This is a genomic window from Curtobacterium sp. MCJR17_055 (assembly GCF_003224335.1).
GTDB lineage: Bacteria > Actinomycetota > Actinomycetes > Actinomycetales > Microbacteriaceae > Curtobacterium.
This window is the reverse complement of record NZ_QKLF01000005.1, coordinates 161,283-179,242: the sequence shown is the minus strand read 5'-3', so window position 1 is coordinate 179,242 and position 17,960 is coordinate 161,283. Positions and strand designations below refer to the sequence as shown.

The following is a 17,960-nucleotide window of genomic DNA, read 5'->3' as shown; positions in this document are numbered from 1 at the left end:
ACAGTCCCGGCGGTCGCGTCCGTCCCGGCGGTCGCGTCCGTCCCGACGGCGGTGGTGCTGGCGTCGGTCATCGGGCGGCCTCCGTGGAGTCGTCGGTGGCGCTCTGGAGCAGCTCGACGGCAGCAGGCAGGTCGTCCGGGGTCTTGATCGCGACCGTCGGCGTGCCGCGCAACCCGCGCTTGGCGAGACCGACCAGGGCTCCGGCCGGCGCGAGTTCGATGATGCCGGTCACGCCGGCCTGCTGGAAGGACGTCATGACGGCGTCCCAGTGCACGGGGCTGGCGATCTGCCGGACCATGAGGTCGACGAAGCGGCGTCCGTCCTCGACCTGCGAGCCGTCGGCGTTCGTCCAGAGCGGGAGGGTCGGGTCCTGCACGGCCGCGGCCGCGGCGACGGGGGCGACCCGGTCGACGGCCGGGGCCATGAAGCGCGTGTGGAAGGCGCCGGCGACCGCGAGGGGGACCACACGGGCCTTCGCGGGCGGCTGCTCCGCCAGGCGGGCGATCGCGTCCACCGGACCAGCGACGACGGTCTGCCCGCCGCCGTTGTGGTTCGCGGCGGCGAGCTCGAGGGAGTCGAGCAGCGCGGCGAGCTCGTCGGCGTCGCCACCCAGGACCGCTGCCATCGAGGTCGGCTCGAGCGCAGCGGCGTCGGCCATGGCCCGGCCCCGCTCGGCGACGAGCGACACGGCGTCGGTCGGCGTGAGGACCCCGGCGACGGCTGCGGCGGTGAACTCGCCGACCGAGTGTCCGGCGACACCGCCGACGAGGGCGCGGCGGCCGTCGGCGAGCAACGCGTCGGCGGTGACGAGCCCGGCGGCGACGATGAGCGGCTGCGCGAGGGCGGTGTCCTTGATGGTGTCCGCGTCGGAGTCCGTCCCGTGGCTGGCGAGGTCGACGCCGATCGCTTCGGACCACTGTCCGACACGTTCACGGACGGCGGCGTCCTCGAGCCAGGGGGCGAGGAAGCCGGGGGTCTGGGAGCCCTGTCCGGGCGCGACGACGACGATCACCGCTCAATGATGCCGGGCCGCCACCGTCGGGCTCGTGTGGACTCCCCACACGGATTGCCGGGATGCGTTGTAGGAACCCCACCCGGCGGTGTGCTCAGCGGCGTGTGGGGCGTCGGCGCGTGGAGGCCGCCTCGGACATCGCGCCGAGGATGAGCGCGGACTGCACGATGAGGGCGTCCCGCGCGTGCGTGGCGTCCCACCCGATGATGTCCGCGACGCGGCGGAGGCGGTAGCGGACGGTGTTCGGGTGCACGAAGAGCTCACGGGCCGTGGCCTCGAGCGACCGTCCGGTGTCGAGGTAGCACCACAGCGTCTGCAGGAGCTCGGTCGACTGGTCCTTGAGCGGCGTGTAGATCCGCTGCACCAGGGCCGAGCGCGCCAGGGGGTCGCCCGCGAGTGCACGCTCCGGCAGCAGGTCGTCGGCGAGGGCCGGTCGGGGAGCGCCGCGCCAGGCCCGGGCCACGGCGAACCCGGCCAGGGCGGCCTTGGCGCTGGTCGAGGCGTCGACGACCCCGGGGACCTCGTTGCCGAGCACCAGGTGGCCCTCGCCGAACAACGGCTCGAGTTCCTGCGCGATCGACATGAACGACACGGGTTCCTCGCCCTCGGGCACGTCGTCCCGCGGGGTCGCCCGACCGATCACCACGACGAGTCGCGACCCCTGCACGCCGATGAGCACGTCGGCGTCCTGGTGGCGGGCAGTCCGACGGACCTGGTCGACCTCGAGCTGCTTCGGCGCCGTCCCGACCAGGACCGCGACCTCGCCGTGCCCGTGCCAGCCGAGGGCGGCGATGCGCGACGGCAGCTCGTCGTCGTACTCGCCCGACAGGATCGAGTCGACGACGAGGGCCTCGAGCCGGGCGTCCCACAGCCCGCGGGCCTCCGCCGCACGGGCGTAGACGTCGGCCGCCGCGAACGCGATGTCGCGCGAGTACTTGAGGATCGCCTCCTGCAGCATCTCGTCGTCGGCGGCGCGCTCCTCGACCACGGTCACCACGACACGGATGAGCTGCAGGGTCTGCTGCAGGCTCACCGAGCGCAGGAGTTCACGCGGAGCCGAGCCGAAGACGTCGGCGGCGGCGATCCACGGGGTGGAGGCGCTGCCCTCGAGCCACGAGATGAACGACGTGATGCCGGCCTGGGCCACCATGCCGACGGCCGAGCGACGGCCCGGGGGCATCTCGCTGTACCAGGGCAGGGTGTCCTCGAGCCGCTTGATCGTCGCGGTCGAGAGTTCGCCCGACACCTGCCGGAGCCAGGAGAGCGCCCGTTGCCGGTCGTCCTCCCGGCCCGCGGCGGTGGCGGTGCGGGGTGTGGTCACGCGGAGATCAGCTCTCGCCGCCCGCGCTGCCGGTCGTGCCGGCGGTCACGTCGTGCAGGCGGTACTTGTCGATCGCCTGCTGGAGGACCGACGCGTCGAGCTTGCCCTGCCGGACCAGCTGCTGCAGCGTCCGCACGACGACCGAGGGACCGTCGATGTGGAAGAAGCGGCGCGCTGCCGGACGGGTGTCCGAGAAGCCGAAGCCGTCGGCACCGAGCGTGGCGTAGTCGGACGGGACGAACGGACGGATCTGCTCCTGCACGGCGTGCATGAAGTCGCTCACCGCGACGACCGGGCCCTCGGTCCCGAGCAGGCGCTCGGTGACGTACGGGGTGCGCGGCTCGTCGTTCGGGTTGAGGAACGCGTGCTGCTCGGCGTCCACCCCGTCGCGGTACAGCTCGCCCCAGCTCGTGACGCTCCAGACGTCGGCGGACACGCCCCAGTCCTCGGCCAGGAGCTGCTGCGCCTCGAGGATCCACGGCACGGCGACACCGGACGCGAGCAGCTGGGCCTTCGGGCCGTCGTGCTCGCTCGGCTTGAGCAGGTACATGCCCTTGACGATCCCCTCGACGTCGACGCCCTCCGGCTCGGCCGGCTGCACGAGCGGCTCGTTGTAGACCGTGAGGTAGTACATGACGTTCGGGTCGTCGTGGGACGGAGAGCCGTCCTCGTTCGTGCCGTACATCCGCTCGAGGCCGGTGCGGACGATGTGCCCGATCTCGTAGCCGTAGGCGGGGTCGTACGAGACGACGGCCGGGTTCGTCGCGGCCAGCAGCGGCGAGTGGCCGTCGGCGTGCTGGAGGCCCTCCCCGGTCAGGGTGGTGCGACCGGCGGTTGCGCCGATCATGAACCCGCGGGTCATCTGGTCGCCGGCGGCCCAGATCGCGTCGCCGGTGCGCTGGAACCCGAACTGCGAGTAGAAGACGTAGACCGGGATGAGCGGCTCGCCTTGCGTCGAGTACGAGGTGCCGACGGCGGTGAACGCCGCGAGGGCGCCCGCCTCGTTGATGCCGACGTGGATGATCTGGCCCTGCGGGCTCTCCTTGTACGCCAGGAGCAGCTCGCGGTCGACCGACGTGTAGTGCTGGCCGTTCGGGTTGTAGATCTTCGCTGTCGGGAAGTACGCGTCCATGCCGAACGTGCGGGCCTCGTCCGGGATGATCGGGACGACGCGGTTGCCGAAGTCGGGCGAGCGGAGCAGGTCCTTCAGCAGACGGGCGAACGCCATCGTCGTGGCGACCTCCTGCTTGCCGGAGCCCTTCTTGACGATCTGGTACTTCGACTCGTCGGGCAGGTTGACCTGCGTGTACTTCGACCGACGTTCCGGCACGTAGCCACCGAGCTCACGGCGGCGCTCGTGCATGTACTGGATCGCCTCGTCGTCGTTGCCCGGGTGGTAGTACGGCGGCGTGTAGGGGTTCTCCTCGAGTTGCGCGTCCGAGATCGGGATGCGCATCTCGTCGCGGAACTGCTTGAGGTTGTCGAGCGTGAGCTTCTTCATCTGGTGGGTCGCGTTGCGGCCCTCGAAGCTCGGGCCGAGGCCGTAGCCCTTGACCGTCTTCGCGAGGATGACGGTCGGCTGGCCCTTGTGCTCGGTCGCCGCCTTGAACGCCGCGTAGACCTTGCGGTAGTCGTGGCCGCCGCGCTTGAGGTTCCAGATCTGGTCGTCGGTGTAGTCCTTGACGAGCTCGAGCGCCTTCGGGTCGCGCCCGAAGAAGTTCTCGCGGACGTAGGCACCGTTCTCGGCCTTGTACGTCTGGTAGTCGCCGTCCGGCGTCGCGTTCATCAGGTTGAGGAGCGCACCCTCGGTGTCGCGGGCGAGCAGGTCGTCCCACTCGCGGCCCCAGACGACCTTGATGACGTTCCAGCCCGCGCCGCGGAAGAACGCCTCGAGCTCCTGGATGATCTTGCCGTTGCCGCGCACCGGGCCGTCGAGGCGCTGGAGGTTGCAGTTGATGACGAAGTTCAGGTTGTCGAGGCCGTCGTTCGCCGCGACCTGGAGTTGGCCGCGGGACTCGACCTCGTCCATCTCCCCGTCGCCGAGGAAGGCCCAGACCTGCTGCTCGGAGGCGTCCTTGATGCCGCGGTTCGACAGGTACTTGGCCTGCTGCGCCTGGTAGATCGCGTTGATCGGGCCGATGCCCATCGACACGGTCGGGAACTGCCAGAAGTGCGGCATGAGGCGCGGGTGCGGGTACGAGGACAGTCCGCCGCCGGCGTGGGACTTCTCCTGGCGGAAGCCGTCGAGCTGGTCCTCGCTCAGGCGGCCTTCCATGTAGGCGCGGGCGTACATGCCGGGGGAGGCGTGGCCCTGGAAGAAGACCTGGTCCCCGCCGGACGGGTGGTCCTGCGCGCGGAAGAAGTGGTTGTAGCCGACCTCGTACATGGCGGCGCTCGACGCGTACGTCGAGATGTGGCCGCCGACGGCGATGCCGGGACGCTGCGCGCGGTGCACCGTGATGGCCGCGTTCCAACGGATCCAGCGGCGGTAGCGGCGCTCGAGTTCCTCGTCGCCGGGGAACGTCGGCTCGTCCTCGGGGGCGATCGTGTTGACGTAGTCCGTCGTCGGGACCATCGGCACGCCGAGGTGCAGCTCGTTCGAGCGCTTCAGCAGGCTCTGCATGATCTCGCGGGCCCGCTGGTGCCCGTGGGTCGCGACGAGACCGTCGAGGGACTCACGCCACTCGGCGGTCTCCTCCGGGTCCTGGTCCTGCCCTGCGGTGCTGCGCGGGTCCTGGTCGTTCACCGTCACCGTTGACCTCGTTCGTTCTCGTGGTGGTGGACATGTCGAGCCGTCGGTGGTCGGATCACGACCGGGGACGGGCCGCGTCCACTCTAGGCCCACGCACCGACCGCGATGCTGATGACGACGCGGTCCGGACGGCACTTGCGTTCGCGGGCCGTCGGCGTAGCATGGCCGACCGTGCGTCCGCGACCGGTGGATGCGTGGAACCGACGGGCACACCCAACGCCCGGGGAGAGAAGCACCACCACGATGGCACTGGAGATCGGCTCACTCGCGCCGGACTTCGAGCTCCCGAACCAGTTCGGTGAGCACGTCCGACTCAGCGACCACCGCGGCCACCGCCCGGTCGCCCTCGTCTTCTTCCCGCTCGCGTTCTCGTCCACCTGCACCGACGAGCTCTGCACGCTGCAGGACAACATCGCGATGTTCCAGGACCAGCGCATCGAGCTGATCGGCATCTCGGTCGACTCGAAGGCGACGCTCCGGTCCTTCGCCCAGGCGAACGGCTACGACTTCGAGCTGCTCGCCGACTTCTGGCCGCACGGTGCCGTGTCCAAGGAGTACGGCGTCTTCCTCGAGAAGAAGGGCTTCGCCACCCGCGCGACCTTCGTGATCGACGTGCAGGGACGCATCAAGGCGTCGATCATCACCGAGCCGGGCGTCGCCCGCGACGTGACCGAGTACCGGGCCGCCCTGGACCGCCTCGCCGCGTGCTCCGCGCCGGTCCCGGTCAGCTGACCCGGGCCTCCCGGCCGCTGCGCGCCCGCTGACGGACGCCCACCTGCCCTCCCCGGCACGGTCGGCTCCGAACCCCTGACGGTGCCCGAGCGCACCGGACTGGAGGCACGGTGACCGCCACCGACACCGGCTCGGCCCCGCAGGTCGGCGGGGTCCCGGACGGCCGCTACGCGCCGTACCCCGTGGTCGACGACCCGGCCCGCTGGGGTCTGACCACGACGACGACCGCGACGGACGCCGGCCCGGCCGTCGTCCACCACCGTCGCGGTGTGCGGCCGCTCCTGTTCCTGCACGGTGTCGCCGGCTCGTGGTCGACGTGGACGCCGCTCCTGGCAGCAGCCGACGGGCTGCCGGGCCGCGGCCTCGTGTTCGTCGACCTGCCCGGGTGGGGGGGGCGTCGCCCGCGCCGGAGGTCCCGCTCGACGTGGACGACTCCGCCCGGGTGCTCGTCGCGGTGCTCGACGCGCTCGGCCTCGACGACGTCGACGTGGTCGGGCACTCGATGGGGGCCTTCGTCGGCCTGCACCTCGCCGTCGACCGACCCGCTCGGGTGCGGTCCCTCGGGCTCGTCTCGGGGACGACGTTCGCGACCGCGGCGGCATCGCGACACCCCGTGCGGGCGCTGCGGTCCCTGCCGGCGTTCACCCTGTTGCGCGCCGGGCTCGCCGTGACCCGCGGGTCCGCGCACACCGTCCTGCGGGCGTTCGCCCGGGTCGGGCTGCTCCCGCTCCTCGCGGCACCCGTGTTCGCGGCCGTGCGCCGACTCGACCGCAGCGTCCTCGACGCCTTCGTCGAGGAGTTCCGGCCGGCCGGGTTCCTCGGCGCAGCCCGCTCCGCGGCACACTACGACACCCGTCGCTGGTCCGCCGTGCGGTGTCCGGTGGTGGCGGTCGCCGGGCGGCAGGACGTGTTCGCCCGGACCGACGACCTCGACCGGTTGCGGCGGACGCTGCCGGACGTGCGGACCGTGCTGCTCGAGGACTGCGGGCACTTCGCGCACGTGGAGCGGCCGGACGCGGTCGTCCGGGAGCTGCTCAGCTGAACTCGATCGGCGTCCCGATCGGCAGCCCGGCCAGGGCCTCGGTCATCGCCGCCGAGATGCGGACGCACCCGTGCGACGACCCGTTCGGGTCCGGGTAGTAGTGCAACGCGGTGAGGGCGGCGTTCCCGCCGTAGCCGGCGAGCGTCGCGGAGTGCGCGCCGGTCAGCGAGATCGGGTGCCCCTGCGTGTACGCCACCTGCGGGTCGACGTAGTTCGCCTCCATGTACGTCTTCGTGTCCGCCGGGGTCGGGTCCTGCGGGGTGCCGAGGCGCGCGGCCTCGCTCGTCTGCACCGAGCCGTCGCGACGGACGATCGCGATGGTCGACGCCTGGTTGTCCACCCGCACGACCCGGTCGACGCCGGTCAGGGTGAAGTCCGCGGCGCGGGCCCAGGCGAACGTCGCGCTCGGGGCCGTGGCGACCCCGCCGTCGCCCGGTGTCCGGTTCCGCGAGGGCGTCGAGACGAGCACCATCCCGCCGTCCCGCCCGGGTGCGCGGTCCCAGACGGCGGTCACCGTCGGGGTGTTCAGCGTGGACACCGAGGACGACAGCGTGGCGACGGGAGCGGCGTCGGCGTCGGGGGAGGCGTAGAGGGGGACGAGCGGGGTCTTCGGGGTCGCGGTCGTCCAGTGGTTCTCCGCGTCCACCTGAGAGCCGTCGAGGAGCCCGCCGATCACGGCGTCGTGGAACGCGAGCGGCAGGGCGGCGAGGGCGGCGTCCGACGGGCGCGCGGGCACGGCCGGCAGCGGCGTCCGTGACGGTGTCGGGGTGCGCGTGGCGGACGGTGCGGCCGCGACGGGCGTGGGGCGGGCCTCCTGGCCGGTGCCGGAGAGCGCCCAGGCGGTCGTCGCGGCTGCGACGACGACCGCGAGTGCCCCCACGCCGACGATCCACCGTCGACGTGTCCCGCTCGCTGGTGCGTCCGGTCCCGGTGTGCTGGACGGATCCGTCATGGTGCTCCCACCCCCTCCTCCCCAGCTTCCCAGACCGCGGCTGGGTCCGACAGCGGCGTGCGCGGGCGCCGCGCGCTCAGCGGTACTGCCGCGGCCAGTCGAACGGTGCCGGACGGTGCGGGACCTCGCCGATCGTCGTGACGGCCAGGGCGATCTCGCGCCGGTTCGTCAACGCGATCGAGCGGGGGTTGCCGAGGAAGCGTTCCCCGTCCACCCACACGGTGAGCTCGCCTCGGAGTCCGCCGACGTGAGCCGGACCGAGGGAGACGCCCCACTCGTCGAAGAACTGCCCGAGGGTGAAGGTCTCGCGGGTCGGCGACTCCACGTGCAGGATGCCCGACCTGTCGTGCGTGTGGAGCTGCGCGGCGAAGTGCTCGGACGCCGAGTGGCCGACGTTCCCGGGCACGACGACCGGGGTGTCGCCGTCCGTGATCGACAGATGGGTGTGAACGTGTTCGGCCAGCCGTTCGCCCCAGACGTCCTTCAGCCCGGCCTCGTCGGCGCGGTGCTCCAGGTCCGTCGGGCGCGGCCACGGGGGCGCCGTCGTGCTCGTGTCGGAGCCGGGCACCGAGCAGCCGGCGAGCAGGGTGCCGAGCAGGGTCACGAGCACGGTGGCGGTGACGACGGCGGGGGAGCGACGGTGCATGAGCGCGAGCGTAGTCAGCGGCGCGGCACGGCTCTCGGCGCACCCGTAGGATGTGGGGTGCGCCGGCAGCGGCGCGCGAGGGCCTTTAGCTCAGCTGGTAGAGCGCCACGTTTACACCGTGGATGTCGTCGGTTCGATCCCGGCAGGGCCCACCGGAGGAGGCGTTTGCCAGTCGTCCTCACGCAGCCAGTCGACCTCGACGTCCGTCACGACGGCCCACGCGTTGACGGCGAGCTTGCCGGGCGTTGTGACGCCTCGCTCGTAGTTGCTGACCGTGGCACGGCTGATGCCGAGTTCGCGAGCGATGTCGGCCTGCTCGAGGTCGCGCCACTCGCGCGCGATGCGGAGTCGGTGCGCGAGGGTCACCGGCGGGACCTTGCGCGTGGCGGGAAGAATCGTCATGTGTCAAACGTACGCCCAATATCGACGCCTGCGCAACGTTTGACACACGAAAAGGGCGCGCCGCGAACGGGGCGCCCTTCCTTGTGATCGGTCAGATGAGTTCGAGGTCGACCACCATGTCGACGTCGTCGACGGTCAGGAGGATGTCGCCGTCCACGACCTCTGCGTTCTCGGCGCCCGGGTAGCTGTTGAGGTAGTCGGCGAGCTTCTTCTTGAGTTCGATCATCTGCTCTTCGGTCATGTCATCCTCCTGGATCGTTTGCGTCAAGTCTTTGACACACGCTAAGTGTGTACTACCTTTGACGCATGTCAACCCCTGAACTGATCGGAACCCGCGAGGCGTCCGAACGGCTCGGCGAGTCGATCCGGCAGACCATCCGCCGGGTCGAAGCCGGCACCCTCGAACCCGTAGCGAAGATGCCGGGTCTGCGAGGCGCCTACGTCTTCAACGCCGAGGACATCGCACGGCTCGCTGACGACCTGGCGGCTACTGCATGAGCTGGCAGGCCATGGACGCGATTGACCAGCTGCCCTACGACGCGTGCGGTCCGCTCGCGTTCCGCGTCCTCACGAAACTCGCGAACGTCGCCGCACAGGACGGCACGCGGGCGTGGCGCCTCGTCTACGAGATTGCTGACGAACTCGGCGTCAGCACCCGCAGCATCCAGCGCGCCACGCAGGAACTCGAGCGGGCGAACCTGATTCGAAAGGGCGACCAGCGCGCAGTGTCGCACTGGCAGGGCAACCGCCGTCCGATCGTCTGGGACATCGTCATGCACCCGAAGAGCACTCAGGCGCCGCTCCCGGTCGACCCGGATGACGACGAGTTCAGGGGTGACACGGTTATCCACAGCCCCGACGACACGCCGTCAGGGGTGACACCAGGGGTGACACCAGGGGCGACAACTGCTGTCGCGCATAGAGAACTAAGAGAACTAAGAGAACAACCTACTAAGACCCCGGTACGCAACCACAGAGCAGATGTCACCCCTGAGACTCGCTCGCGTTGCACTGGCCCCTCAGCTGTCGCCGGACAGCACCACTTTGACGAGTTGACGGGGTGGTGCACGAACGCGTGCGGACTCCGCGCTCCCGCACCGATCGGAGCATCCGCATGAGTATCAAGACGTTCGAGACCTACACGATTCTGTGCGACGAGCCAGGATGCGAAGCCGACTTCGTGGAGCAGTGGAGCGGTGGCGAATACAGCGGCATGGGGTCCGCGTCGGACCTCGACCTCACCGACATCGACTGGGTCGAGCGCGAGGGCAAGCACTACTGCGCGAGCCACGCTGACTTGCACCACCCACGTCCCGATGCGTTGCCGCAGCCCGAGAACGACCCCACGGCGCTGCCGCCCGCGATGTTCGACATGGATTCGATCGGAGCACGCGCATGATCACCGTCCTTGCCATCATCCTCACCGCCGCCGGCGTCTACTTCTGCGGTTGGTTCGACCGCGACGCCCAGGAGGCCGACCGTGGCTGACGTCGAACGCATCTGGCGCTACGGCTGCGTCATTTGTGGCTATCAGCGACCCAACCTCACGCTCCGCGAACTCACGCAGGTCACCGACGCCCACATGACCGTGCAGCATCCACGCGAGCACGCCGCTACGCGGCAGGGCGCTTCGCGCCAGGCTCTGGACAGCACGCAGACCACCACTCCCGAGGCGCAGCACCACATCGAGTCCCTGGGCGTCGCTATCAGCGTCCGACAGCTGACCCCGGCCTCGGCTGGCTACGCCGTCCGCATTGTCTCCGAGAGCCCGATCTGGCTCGACCCGAAGGACGCACATCTGCTCGCCCAGGCGATCGACGCAGCAGCGCTCGAGGCCGTGTACGCCGAACGCGCCGGACGCCGTGGGTAAGTACATGACGCCGGCCGAGGTCGCCGCGCTGCTCCAGGTCACCCCGGAGGCCCTGCGGAAGATGCGCGCACGGGGCCGTGGTCCGGTGTTCGTGCAGGACGGCCGGCTGATCCGGTACCACCCGAACGCTGTGGGCGCCTGGCTCGCGGCCTGCCAGCAGGGCGGCGACAGTGGGAGGCGCTAAGCGGGGCGGTAGCGCCTCAGCGGCGCTCACGCGGCGCGTGATCGAGTTCTACGGCGACCTGTGCTGGCTCCAGCTGCCCGGGTGTTCGTACAAGGCCACGACGAAGGACCACGTCGTGCCGTTCCACGAGGGCGGCACCGACGACATGGAGAACCTTCGCCCGGCGTGCAAGTCGTGCAACTCGAAGCGCCGCAACCTCGCCATGTCGGGCGCCGGCGGTCCGATCATCACCGTGCTGATCGGCCCGCCCGCCGGCGGGAAGTCCACGTACATCCGTGAGCACGCAAGCCCGATCGACGTCGCGATTGACCTGGACGAGATTGCTCGAGCCCTCATGCCGATCAAGCCGAGCACCACGCACGTCTACCCGCAGCACGTCCGCCACGTCGCGATCGGTGCACGGTCAGCAGCGATCCAGCGCGCACGCCGGCTCCAGGTGCCGTGCGGGGTGTGGATCATCCACAGCATGCCGACCGCTGACGACCTCGCCGAGTACCGGGCGCTGCACTACCGCGTCATCACCATCGACCCCGGCCGCGAGACGGTCGAGCGCCGAGCCCTAGCCGAGAGGCCCGAGGTCATGCGCCAGCACGTCGCGACCTGGTACGACATTGTGGCCCCAGCCCTGTCAGCAGCCGCACCACGGGCACGGCAGCACGAGCCCGAGGTCGAAGCGACCAAGACCGTGCGCGAGCCGGAGCGTGTCAACGCCGGCCCGCCCGATGGGGGCTGGTGGGGATGATCCGTTTTTCTGAGAACGGCGCGCACGACACCCAGCGTTCCCACCGCCGTGTTCTCCCTCAATCCGACCAGGAAAAGAAAAATCGGAGCGCCGGCCATGCCTGAAACAACGCCCGACATTCTCGCAAGTTTGGACATCGCGCCGGACTATTACGGGGAATCGCAGGAAGAATCAGCGGTTCGAAAAGCACTGGCCGAGATTGAGCAGAAAAACCCGCTAGTTGGTTCCCGGATTGCCCTCGCTCGCATGTGCCTGTCGCTCGCGAAGAACATCGCGAAGGGCAACGAAAAGGGACGGGCCGTCGCGAACGAGGTCGCGACCCTCTCCCAGCTGATGGACCAACTCGACCCGCCCGTGATCGACGCCGACACGTCCGACCTCCCACCCGAACTCCGAAAGATCGCTGATGCACTCGCAACCGCCCCCCGCCCCGGTGGCCCCACGGCAGATAACTCCCAGGAACTATGACCGTGCCACGTACGGGGCGCACGCCGCCGCAGTAGGTGCCGCGATGGGAAAGCCGTTCATTCCGTGGCAGCGCATCGGTGCGGACGTCGCCCTCGAAGTCGACTCGTTCGGCCGGTTCGTGTATTCGGACGTCGTGGTCACCGTCCAGCGTCAGTGCGGAAAAACCACGCTCGACCTGGGGACGAGCGTGCAAAACGCACTTATGGGTCCGGGGCGTCGTGCCTGGTACACGGCGCAATCCGGGCAGCACGCCACGGACAAGTGGCGCGAAATGGTGGAGGACGACTGGGCCGCGTCCGCTATCGCACCGCTTGCGAAGAAACCGCGACTGTCGAACGGGTCGGAATCGCTCAAGTTCTACAACGGTTCGACATTTCGACCGCACCCGCCGACCGTCGATTCGCTGCACTCGAAGCAGGTCGACCGGGCGTCGATTGACGAGGCGTGGGCGTTCTCGCAGACAGACGGGCAGGCGCTCGTGCAGGCGATCGCCGGCGCCGCCGGCTCTCGTTCCATGGTCACCGGCCAGCGCCCTCAGGTGTGGATCGAGAGCACCGAGGGGACCGTGGACTCGACGTTCCTCAACGCCGTCCTCGAACGTGCCCGCGCCGGCGACCCGACCGTCTGCCTGATCGACTACGGCATCGGCCCCGACGTCGACCCGACCGACCTCGACGCCGTCGCCCGAGCACACCCCGGCTACGGCTACCTGTTCGACATGCAGACCCTGGTCGACAACCTTCAACGGCTCGGCCCCGGCGAGTTCGCCCGCGCCTACGGAAACCGTCGCACCGGCGCGACCGAGCGCACCATCCCGCTCGAGGCGTGGAAGCGCGCCGCGTGGACCGACGACACGAAGCCGGACGGGCCGATCGCGTTCGGCGCCGCAGTCGGCGTCGACAACGTGGACGCCACGATCGTCGCCGCCGTCCGCGTCGCCGGCGACATCATCGTCACCGTCGTCCCCAACGGCCACGCCCCGGGGTCCGACTGGGTGCTCCCGCGGCTCCAGCAGCTGTGCGACGAGTTCGACGCATCGGCCGCGATCGACCGCGTCGGCCCGTCCGGCGCCCTGTTCGACGCCGCCGAGCGCGCGAAGCTCAACCTCGTCCCGCTCCAGACCTCCGCCGTCACTGCCGCCGCCTCGAACGTGCTCGCCTGGGTCACCGCCGAGCCCTCGCCGAAGTTCCGCTACCGCCCGCACGCCGCTCTCGACAACGCCGCCGAGCTTGCCACCCGCCGGTGGATCGGCGACGGCGCCTGGACGTGGGGCCGGCGCGCATCGGTCGGGTCGATCAGCGCTCTGGAGGCCGCGACCCTCGCCGCGTGGGCCGTAGACCACCTGCCGGAGAAGATCGGCATGCAGCTGTTCTGACCGTCCGCCTGTGGCCGCGCTGTCCGTCTGTGTCCGCGTGGGGCCGCTCAGAGTTGGTGCATGGCAGGAGCCCCCTGGAGGGTTCCTGCCATGTCGTCGTTCTGGTCCCGCACCGCCGCCCTCTTCCGGGCCGGCGCACCGATCGACACGACGACGACGGACGGCTCGACCATGCCGAAAGCCCTCCGCCCGCCGGTCCGCACCGCCGCGGCGACTGTCACACAGGAGCGCGCGCTCACCCTCTCGACCGTGTTCCGCGCCGTGCAGATTCACTGCACCGCCGTCTCGCAACTCCCGCTCGTGGTCGAGCGCGGCGGGCAGACCCTCGCCGACACCCCGCTCATGGTCCAGCGGCCGGCCCTCGCAATGTCCCGATCGCGGTTCCTCGAAGAGATCACCGCGTGCCTGTACCTCGACGGCAACGCCTTCCTCCGCATCATCCGCCTCAACGGCGAGTGGGTCGACACCGAAGTCCTCGACCCGCGCAAGGTCGCACCGAGCAGCGACCCGAAGACCGGCCGGAAGACGTTCACCTACAACGGCCGCGCCGACTGGACGACCGACGACATCCAGCACCTGAAGTTCCTCAGCATCCCCGGCATGGACCGCGGGCTTGGCCCGATCACCGCCGCCCGCCTCGAAATCGCCGGCGCGATCGACGCCCGCGACTACGGGTCCGGCTGGTTCTCCGAGGGGTCCATGCCGAGCGGCATCCTCCAGACCGACCAGCCGCTCAACCGCGACGAGGCCGAACTCTACAAGCGCGTGTGGAAGGGCCTGGACGAGAACGGCGAGCACGTCGACGGGTGGAACCCGCACGACGTCAAGGTGCTCGGTAAGGGCCTCTCGTACGCGCCGCTGCTGCTCAAGCCGGCCGACGTCCAGTTCCTCGAATCGCAGCAGTTTTCGACCACGCAGATCGCCCGCCTGATGGGTGTCCCGGGCTCGCTGTTCCTCGCCGCCGTCCAGGGCGGCTCGCAGACCTACGCGAACGTCGAGCAGGACTGGATCGGCTACGTCCGGTTCTCGCTGATGAACGTCCTCCGCGAAATCGAAGAGGCCATCACCGAGGTCAGCGTCCGCGGCCAGACGGTCCGCTTCGCGATCGACGTCCTGCTCCGCACCGACACGAAGACCCGCTACGAGTCCTACAAGATCGCGCTCGACGGCGGCTGGCTCACCGAGGACGAGGTCCGCAAGCGCGAGAACCTGCCACCCCTCACCGCCGCGCAGCGCACCAGCATCGCCGCCCGGAAGACCACTCCCGCCCCCGCGACCCCGGAGAACACCGATGCCTGACCGCCTGCACCACCGCGCCGCCCCGGACGAGCAGCTGCACGTCCGCCAGATGCACGTCCGCGCCGTGGACGAAGAGTCCCGCACGGTGACCGGCATCGCCGTCCCGTGGGAGCAGCCGACGTCCATCCGTGACTGGTTCGGCGACTACACCGAGCAGTTCGCCCGCGGCGCCGTCCAGGACTCGGACGACGCGCTGCTCTACTGGCGGCACTCCGAGCCCATCGGCCGGATCGTGTCGCACCGCGACGCCGATGAGGGCTGGGAAGTTACCGCCCGAATCTCCCAGACCCCGCGCGGCGACGAGGCCTACACGCTGCTCCGCGACGGCGTCGTCTCGTCCATGTCGGTCGGGTTCCAGTCGATCACCACCGAAATCGACGACGAGACCGGTGACGTCACCCGGACCGCCGTCCGCGTTCGTGAGGTGTCCCTTGTCCCCATGCCCGCCTACGACGGCGCGACCGTCACGAGCGTCCGTCACCGCCAGCCCGGCCCCGACCACACACCCCAAGGAGACCCCGTGGACCCCGAAGAGTTCCAGCGCATGCTGGACACCGCGCTCGCGAACGAGCGCGCCGAGAACGCCCGTCAGTTCAACGCGCTGACGGCCCGCGTCGGTGAGGCCGGTGGCGTCGCCCCGGCCACCGACAACCGCAGCGCCGGCCAGTGGCTCCAGGCCCTCGTGCGCGGCGACTCCGACACGATCGAGGCGTACGAGAACCTGCTCGAGCGCGCGTACACGGGCGGCGTGCTCGCCGACGACGGCACGATCCGCCCCGCGTGGGTCGGCGACCTGACCCGGCTGATCGAGGACAACTCGGTCCTGTCCGGTCTGCTCTCCACCGGCACGCTGCCGGCCGAGGGGAACTCGATCGAGTTCGGCGAGCTGGACACCAACACCGTGCAGGTCGGCGTGCAGGCGAAGGAGGGCGACGACCTCGTCTACGGCAACGTCAAGGTCAAGACCCGCAACGCGCCGGTGCAGACGGTCGGTGGCTACACCACCCTCAGCCGTCAGGAGATCGAGCGCTCCAGCGTCAACATGCTGGACACCCACCTGCGCGCCCTCGCGATCGCCGCCGGCCGCAACAAGAACATCGCCCTGCGCGCGTTCGTCGCCGCCCTCCGCGCCAAGCGCGTCGCGGCCGACAAGCTCACCGCCCGCACGACCGTGACCGTGAGCGACTTCACGAAGTACACCGGGTGGGTCGGCGGCATCATCGACGCCGCGGGGCTCTACGAGGACCAGGGCCTCAGCCTCGACGTCCTGCTCGTGGACAAGGCCACGTTCAAGGTGCTGGCGAACATGAACGACACCACCGGGCGACCGCTGATGACCGTCTCCGGCGCCGGCGTCAACGCCGTCGGCACGATCAACGTCCCCGCGCTCACCGGCGACCTCGTCGGCGTCACGGTCCGCGTCGACCCGAAGCAGACGGACGGCACCCCGCAGTTCCTCAACAAGCTGGCCGTCCGGGCGTACAACAGCCCGCTCGCGCAGCTGACGGACGCGAACATCGTCAACCTCACCAACTCGTACTCCGTGTACTACTACACGGCCCTCGCCGACGAGGTCCCCGGCGGGCTCATCCCCGTCGTCAAGGCCGACCCGGCCGCGGGCGCCTGATCGTGGCGGGCACCGACGACGCGGACCGCGAGCACGTCACTCTCGCCGAGTACGTCGGTCTCGCCCGCACAGACGAACTCGGGGGGAAGCTCTGCGACGATTCCGAGGAAGAGGCAACCGCGCTGGTGGACGAGCGGATCGGGGTCACGGCGTACGCCACGGTCCCGCCCGCCGTCCGCCGGCGCGCGATCCTCGAAGTCGGCGCCGACCTGTACTGGCGCAAGGCGTCCCGCAACGGCGTCGTCGGGTTCGAGGGTGCCGACGTCGCCCCGATCCGGCTCGCCCGTGACCCGATGAACACCGCGACGTCGATCCTGTCGCCGTGGATCGTGGGCCTCGCATGAGCCCCCGCACCGAGCGCGCGCAGCAGATCGCCGACCTGATCGACAACGCCGTTCGCACCGAGGGCATCGACGGCGTGCTCGTCACGATCAACGGCCTGGAGGTCCCGCAGGGCGCCCCGGACGGCGCCGTCATCATCCTCCCGCCCCGCCTGACGTTCCCGACCTACCACCAGACCGAAGCGACGTGGGAACTCTGCGTCACCGCCGGCCCCGTCGACAACCACATCGTCGCGTGGGATCGCATCGACTCGATCGTCGCGGCGATCGCCCCTGGGCTCGACGTCACCGTCGCCGAGCCGGCCTCGTTCCAGCCGAACGCCGGCGCCCCGCTCTCCGCCTACCTCCTCACCTACACCGACCCTGAATAGGAGCCAACATGGCGCCCAAGTCCCATGTCCTCGGCCCGGGCTCGCTCAAGCTCGGCGAGACCGCCAGCCAGCGCGAGACCGCGCAGCAGCTGACGAAGTTCAGCCTCGAACCGTCCAGCGACTTCGAGGACGACATCCCCGTCCTGTCCGGCGAGACCGTCGCCGGCGACGCCTCGACCGACTGGGCGCTCAAGGGCACCGCGAACCAGGACTACGACCTCGACTCGTTCGAGCTCTGGTGCTACCAGCACCGGCTCCAGGACGTCCCGTTCCTCTTCACCCCGTCGAACAACCTGGCCGTCAGCTGGTCCGGCGTCTGCACGATCGTCCCGCTCACGGTCGGCGGCGACGTCAAGAAGAAGAACACGTCCGACTTCGAGTTCCGCGTCATCGGCGAGCCCATCCCGGTCGACATCGACGGCTCCCCGCTCGTCCTCGCCTGATGGTCGACGCACTGGTGCAGGTGGACGGCGCGCGGCAACTCCGCGCGTCGCTCCGCCGCGCCGGCGACGACTTCACCGAACTCAAGGCCGCGCACAAGCACGCCGCGCAGATCGCGGCGAACGCCTCCGCCGACCTCGCCCCCCGCCGCACCGGACGGCTGCAACAGACGATCCGAGCATCCGGCACGAAGACCGCCGGCATCATCCGCGCCGGCACCGCCCGCGTCCCGTACGCGGCCCCGATCCACTGGGGCTGGTCCCGCCGGCACATCACCGCCCAGCCGTTCCTCTCGGACGGCGCCCGCGACTCCGAAGGTCGCTGGCTGCCCGTCTACACCGACTACGTCCAACACACCCTCGACAGCATCCAAGGAGCCTGAC

The 17,960-nt window shown here is 70.2% G+C and carries 23 protein-coding genes and 1 tRNA gene; 17 read left to right on the top strand and 7 right to left on the bottom strand.

The window, feature by feature from the left end:
• Positions 1-67: 67 nt before the first annotated feature.
• The 3 genes from DEJ16_RS12745 to aceE all read right to left on the bottom strand — a co-directional run bounded on the left by DEJ16_RS12745 (position 68) and on the right by aceE (position 5,085).
• Positions 68-1,012, bottom strand: a complete 945-nt coding sequence (locus DEJ16_RS12745) for an ACP S-malonyltransferase (RefSeq protein WP_110825340.1) — start codon at positions 1,010-1,012, stop codon at positions 68-70.
• A 94-nt stretch (positions 1,013-1,106) separates the two neighbouring features.
• Entirely contained in the window at positions 1,107-2,333 is a 1,227-nt protein-coding gene (locus DEJ16_RS12740) for a CdaR family transcriptional regulator (RefSeq protein WP_110825341.1), read from the bottom strand.
• Between the two features lie 7 nt (positions 2,334-2,340).
• Positions 2,341-5,085, bottom strand: a complete 2,745-nt coding sequence (gene aceE / locus DEJ16_RS12735; protein WP_110825342.1) for a pyruvate dehydrogenase (acetyl-transferring), homodimeric type — start codon at positions 5,083-5,085, stop codon at positions 2,341-2,343.
• A gap of 243 nt (positions 5,086-5,328) precedes the next feature.
• On the opposite strand from aceE, the gene DEJ16_RS12730 reads away from it, so the two are divergent.
• Entirely contained in the window at positions 5,329-5,817 is a 489-nt protein-coding gene (locus tag DEJ16_RS12730; RefSeq protein WP_110825343.1) for a peroxiredoxin, read from the top strand.
• Between the two features lie 307 nt (positions 5,818-6,124).
• On the top strand, positions 6,125-6,859 hold the full coding sequence (locus DEJ16_RS12725) for an alpha/beta hydrolase (RefSeq protein ID WP_309146414.1): 735 nt from the start codon (positions 6,125-6,127) through the stop codon (positions 6,857-6,859).
• Here DEJ16_RS12725 and DEJ16_RS12720 read toward each other — a convergent pair.
• Together DEJ16_RS12720 and DEJ16_RS12715 are read right to left on the bottom strand one after the other, a co-directional pair.
• Positions 6,852-7,739, bottom strand: a complete 888-nt coding sequence (locus tag DEJ16_RS12720; protein WP_110825345.1) for a L,D-transpeptidase — start codon at positions 7,737-7,739, stop codon at positions 6,852-6,854. The two genes, DEJ16_RS12725 and DEJ16_RS12720, sit on opposite strands and share 8 nt — an antisense overlap.
• 148 nt (positions 7,740-7,887) lie before the next feature.
• Entirely contained in the window at positions 7,888-8,457 is a 570-nt protein-coding gene (locus DEJ16_RS12715; RefSeq protein ID WP_110825346.1) for a hypothetical protein, read from the bottom strand.
• Positions 8,458-8,536: 79 nt separating this feature from the next.
• Between DEJ16_RS12715 and DEJ16_RS12710 the strand changes: the two genes are divergently transcribed.
• Positions 8,537-8,609: transfer RNA gene (locus DEJ16_RS12710), tRNA-Val, on the top strand.
• Here DEJ16_RS12710 and DEJ16_RS16130 read toward each other — a convergent pair.
• Together DEJ16_RS16130 and DEJ16_RS15815 are read right to left on the bottom strand one after the other, a co-directional pair.
• A complete protein-coding gene (locus DEJ16_RS16130; protein ID WP_110825526.1) occupies positions 8,569-8,859 on the bottom strand; it encodes a helix-turn-helix transcriptional regulator in 291 nt (96 codons plus the stop codon). The two genes, DEJ16_RS12710 and DEJ16_RS16130, sit on opposite strands and share 41 nt — an antisense overlap.
• A gap of 91 nt (positions 8,860-8,950) precedes the next feature.
• Complete coding sequence (locus DEJ16_RS15815; protein WP_181419589.1) at positions 8,951-9,100, bottom strand: hypothetical protein; 150 nt, start codon at positions 9,098-9,100, stop codon at positions 8,951-8,953.
• Between the two features lie 65 nt (positions 9,101-9,165).
• Between DEJ16_RS15815 and DEJ16_RS12700 the strand changes: the two genes are divergently transcribed.
• From DEJ16_RS12700 to DEJ16_RS12635, 14 genes are all read left to right on the top strand, one after another.
• Complete coding sequence (locus tag DEJ16_RS12700) at positions 9,166-9,357, top strand: hypothetical protein (RefSeq protein WP_110825347.1); 192 nt, start codon at positions 9,166-9,168, stop codon at positions 9,355-9,357.
• Entirely contained in the window at positions 9,354-9,977 is a 624-nt protein-coding gene (locus tag DEJ16_RS12695) for a helix-turn-helix domain-containing protein (RefSeq protein WP_110825348.1), read from the top strand. Before DEJ16_RS12700 ends, DEJ16_RS12695 begins: the two co-directional genes overlap by 4 nt.
• Positions 9,974-10,258 carry a hypothetical protein gene (locus tag DEJ16_RS12690; RefSeq protein WP_110825349.1) on the top strand — a complete coding sequence of 95 codons (285 nt, stop codon included), beginning with the start codon at positions 9,974-9,976 and terminating at the stop codon, positions 10,256-10,258. The genes DEJ16_RS12695 and DEJ16_RS12690 overlap by 4 nt, the downstream gene beginning before the upstream one ends.
• Positions 10,259-10,339: 81 nt before the next feature.
• On the top strand, positions 10,340-10,729 hold the full coding sequence (locus tag DEJ16_RS12685) for a hypothetical protein (protein WP_110825350.1): 390 nt from the start codon (positions 10,340-10,342) through the stop codon (positions 10,727-10,729).
• Between the two features lie 4 nt (positions 10,730-10,733).
• Positions 10,734-10,913 (top strand): AlpA family transcriptional regulator, encoded by a 180-nt coding sequence (locus tag DEJ16_RS12680; RefSeq protein WP_110825351.1) that lies wholly within the window; start codon positions 10,734-10,736, stop codon positions 10,911-10,913.
• A gap of 37 nt (positions 10,914-10,950) precedes the next feature.
• Positions 10,951-11,655, top strand: a complete 705-nt coding sequence (locus tag DEJ16_RS12675) for an HNH endonuclease (protein WP_181419588.1) — start codon at positions 10,951-10,953, stop codon at positions 11,653-11,655.
• Between the two features lie 48 nt (positions 11,656-11,703).
• Positions 11,704-12,123 (top strand): hypothetical protein, encoded by a 420-nt coding sequence (locus tag DEJ16_RS15570; RefSeq protein WP_146232882.1) that lies wholly within the window; start codon positions 11,704-11,706, stop codon positions 12,121-12,123.
• Between the two features lie 43 nt (positions 12,124-12,166).
• A complete protein-coding gene (locus DEJ16_RS12665) occupies positions 12,167-13,498 on the top strand; it encodes a hypothetical protein (protein WP_146232881.1) in 1,332 nt (443 codons plus the stop codon).
• Between the two features lie 90 nt (positions 13,499-13,588).
• Positions 13,589-14,797 carry a phage portal protein gene (locus tag DEJ16_RS12660; protein ID WP_181419587.1) on the top strand — a complete coding sequence of 403 codons (1,209 nt, stop codon included), beginning with the start codon at positions 13,589-13,591 and terminating at the stop codon, positions 14,795-14,797.
• Complete coding sequence (locus DEJ16_RS12655; protein WP_110825356.1) at positions 14,790-16,424, top strand: HK97 family phage prohead protease; 1,635 nt, start codon at positions 14,790-14,792, stop codon at positions 16,422-16,424. Before DEJ16_RS12660 ends, DEJ16_RS12655 begins: the two co-directional genes overlap by 8 nt.
• A gap of 2 nt (positions 16,425-16,426) precedes the next feature.
• Positions 16,427-16,768, top strand: a complete 342-nt coding sequence (locus tag DEJ16_RS12650) for a hypothetical protein (RefSeq protein ID WP_110825357.1) — start codon at positions 16,427-16,429, stop codon at positions 16,766-16,768.
• Positions 16,765-17,136, top strand: a complete 372-nt coding sequence (locus tag DEJ16_RS12645) for a hypothetical protein (protein ID WP_110825358.1) — start codon at positions 16,765-16,767, stop codon at positions 17,134-17,136. The genes DEJ16_RS12650 and DEJ16_RS12645 overlap by 4 nt, the downstream gene beginning before the upstream one ends.
• An 8-nt stretch (positions 17,137-17,144) precedes the next feature.
• A complete protein-coding gene (locus tag DEJ16_RS12640) occupies positions 17,145-17,579 on the top strand; it encodes a hypothetical protein (RefSeq protein ID WP_110825359.1) in 435 nt (144 codons plus the stop codon).
• Entirely contained in the window at positions 17,579-17,959 is a 381-nt protein-coding gene (locus DEJ16_RS12635; RefSeq protein ID WP_110825360.1) for an HK97 gp10 family phage protein, read from the top strand. Before DEJ16_RS12640 ends, DEJ16_RS12635 begins: the two co-directional genes overlap by 1 nt.
• The last annotated feature ends 1 nt before the right edge of the window (position 17,960 follow it).

Coding starts and splice junctions, on each gene's coding strand:
- DEJ16_RS12730 (WP_110825343.1), top strand. CDS start 5,329: ATGGCACTGGAGATCGGCTCACTCGCGCCGGACTTCGAGCTCCCGAAC.
- DEJ16_RS12715 (WP_110825346.1), bottom strand. CDS start 8,457: ATGCACCGTCGCTCCCCCGCCGTCGTCACCGCCACCGTGCTCGTGACC.
- DEJ16_RS16130 (WP_110825526.1), bottom strand. CDS start 8,859: ATGACGATTCTTCCCGCCACGCGCAAGGTCCCGCCGGTGACCCTCGCG.
- DEJ16_RS15815 (WP_181419589.1), bottom strand. CDS start 9,100: ATGACCGAAGAGCAGATGATCGAACTCAAGAAGAAGCTCGCCGACTAC.
- DEJ16_RS12700 (WP_110825347.1), top strand. CDS start 9,166: ATGTCAACCCCTGAACTGATCGGAACCCGCGAGGCGTCCGAACGGCTC.
- DEJ16_RS12695 (WP_110825348.1), top strand. CDS start 9,354: ATGAGCTGGCAGGCCATGGACGCGATTGACCAGCTGCCCTACGACGCG.
- DEJ16_RS12690 (WP_110825349.1), top strand. CDS start 9,974: ATGAGTATCAAGACGTTCGAGACCTACACGATTCTGTGCGACGAGCCA.
- DEJ16_RS12680 (WP_110825351.1), top strand. CDS start 10,734: ATGACGCCGGCCGAGGTCGCCGCGCTGCTCCAGGTCACCCCGGAGGCC.
- DEJ16_RS12665 (WP_146232881.1), top strand. CDS start 12,167: ATGGGAAAGCCGTTCATTCCGTGGCAGCGCATCGGTGCGGACGTCGCC.
- DEJ16_RS12660 (WP_181419587.1), top strand. CDS start 13,589: ATGTCGTCGTTCTGGTCCCGCACCGCCGCCCTCTTCCGGGCCGGCGCA.
- DEJ16_RS12655 (WP_110825356.1), top strand. CDS start 14,790: ATGCCTGACCGCCTGCACCACCGCGCCGCCCCGGACGAGCAGCTGCAC.
- DEJ16_RS12645 (WP_110825358.1), top strand. CDS start 16,765: ATGAGCCCCCGCACCGAGCGCGCGCAGCAGATCGCCGACCTGATCGAC.
- DEJ16_RS12640 (WP_110825359.1), top strand. CDS start 17,145: ATGGCGCCCAAGTCCCATGTCCTCGGCCCGGGCTCGCTCAAGCTCGGC.
- DEJ16_RS12635 (WP_110825360.1), top strand. CDS start 17,579: ATGGTCGACGCACTGGTGCAGGTGGACGGCGCGCGGCAACTCCGCGCG.